This window comes from Vibrio sp. RM-69-4, from assembly GCF_024743775.1.
Classification (GTDB): domain Bacteria; phylum Pseudomonadota; class Gammaproteobacteria; order Enterobacterales; family Vibrionaceae; genus Vibrio; species Vibrio anguillarum.
In genome coordinates this window covers 1-2,023 of sequence record NZ_JAMQXI010000045.1, presented here as the reverse complement: position 1 = coordinate 2,023, position 2,023 = coordinate 1, and the positions used below count along the sequence as shown (strand labels likewise).

General features: G+C 41.3%; 1 protein-coding gene. It reads right to left on the bottom strand.

Going from position 1 to position 2,023, the window contains the following annotated elements; genetic code table 11:
- Window positions 1-3: 3 nt before the first annotated feature.
- Window positions 4-927, bottom strand: a complete 924-nt coding sequence (locus NB504_RS06645) for an arginase family protein (protein WP_208891697.1) — start codon at window positions 925-927, stop codon at window positions 4-6.
- Window positions 928-2,023: the final 1,096 nt, after the last annotated feature.

Below are 2,023 nucleotides of genomic sequence, written 5' to 3'. Positions count from 1 at the left end.
AAATTACGACTTGAACCCCAAAGCTGCATCGATAAGTTTTACCATTAGTTCCTTTGATACACCATTAACATCTCGCTCTGGCATATATTCAACAAACTCAGCGCCAATGAACTTGTTACTCGAGGCAAGTGAATGAACCAAGTAGAGGGACTCTCTTGCAGTTAAACCGCCAACATTCGGCGTAGCACATGCACGGAATAGAGAACCATCTAAAGCATCGTAATCGAATGACAAATAAATGCCGTCATACTCATTCTCTAACTTTTCCATTAAGGTCCGAACTACAACATCAAACCCTTGCTGTTCAATACACATCATGTCGATATTGGTCATGTTGAGCTTTTTTATCAGCTGATGTTCACATTGCATTAAATCTCGTACACCTACATAAAAAACATCTTGAGGCTGTAAAGCTATCTCCTGAGGAATTGACCAACCGTTATGAACATATTGATTCATCAATAATGCTAGCGGCTTACCGTGCAAATTACTGTCGAGTGTATTATTGCAATCCGCATGAGCATCAACCCAAACAATCGCAATTTTTTTACCTTTGTCCTTTTGATAATGACTAAGGACTGCTTGAACGGTTCCAACCGCTATCGAATGGTCGCCACCAATTGTTATGGGGATCCGATTATTCGAATAACTTTCCAACACCTTTCTTTTTAGGTCATGCGCGTAAATTCGTAATGCTTCATCTTTGCTACCACAGGAAATCAAAGAATAAACCTTATCGGAGATTTCAACATCACCTTGGTCAATGATATCAGCACCCCACCTATCATTTCTGACTTGGATCCAATCAGTGAGTCCTACCCATGACATTTCATCCATTCGTCGCAAACCATCAACTGTATTTTCTTGAGTTGTCACAAAACCCAGTTGATTAAAAGGTGCTCCAATTATGTCGAAATGTCTTTTCATGTGTACTCCTGTACTTATTTAATTTCGTATAACGCCCGGCTAAGGGGTTGACAACGCACCGCCGAACTCAAAAAACACACAGTAAACACTGAATTTCAATTTTGCACTAAAGTCGCCAAGCGTTGGCAATCCCTCTTGAGCCGTTTGTTATGCAAATTCAATGAGATAAACTGACTTTACACGACCAAAAGCCACCATTGCAATGGTTGAGTGATTCAAGAATCAACCCAAGCAAGAGCCGAGATAAATAAGCCGCCAAAACAAAGCCCACCTTTCAGCAACAAGCCAAGCTTTTATGTCAGGAAAACTCAACGAGCGAAATCTTCAGCAAGTGCAAAATACTCGATAAACTTGCTCTTTCCACACTTTGCGCACGCTGAATTGACAACAAACCAGCACCAAAACTCATTGAGGAAAACAAAGAACTTTGCCTGTTTTACGGTTTGAGTAAACTACGAATTTGAAGGCGAAAATGCTCATTTGCCGACAGCTCAAAACGAATGGCCGGAGAAATCCAAAAGATTGAAACCCTAAATTTACCTGAGTTGCATAACGCTGCGTTAAGTGGTGAGCAACGCGACCACAATCCTAAACCATTGCACCTTAAACACAAAACTCAACCTAGAGCCGAAACTCCCAAGCGTTGGGAATCCGTCTTAAACGCCTAGTTAGCTGCTGCACTTTCGCTAGCGAATTACGCCAAACTGCCTAATTTGAAACACATTATTGCTTTCAAACGGCAAAGTAAAACGGACAGCTGTGAAATTAAAACCTAATCCACGAAATGCGTTTGGCAAAGAAGAAATGGCTGAGGAAATCCCCATTCCTGAGCATGGTAATTTGCAAAGAATTCTATCGGAAAAGCCAACGACAGAGCACACGAAACGAATTTAGGCATTCATAAATTTCAACAGCAAAGAAGCCACGCCAATGAACTTAACAAAAACAACATTTCCCGTAAGCAGACTTCGTTAAGTTTAAACACTTCCCGAAAAGTGCCACTGGCGAGATAGTTGAGAAGCTGAGATTTGTCCGGTGTGTAGCTAGGAAACCCAAAGCCTTTCCACCCTAAATTCACAGCTTTTCTTAACCCCAG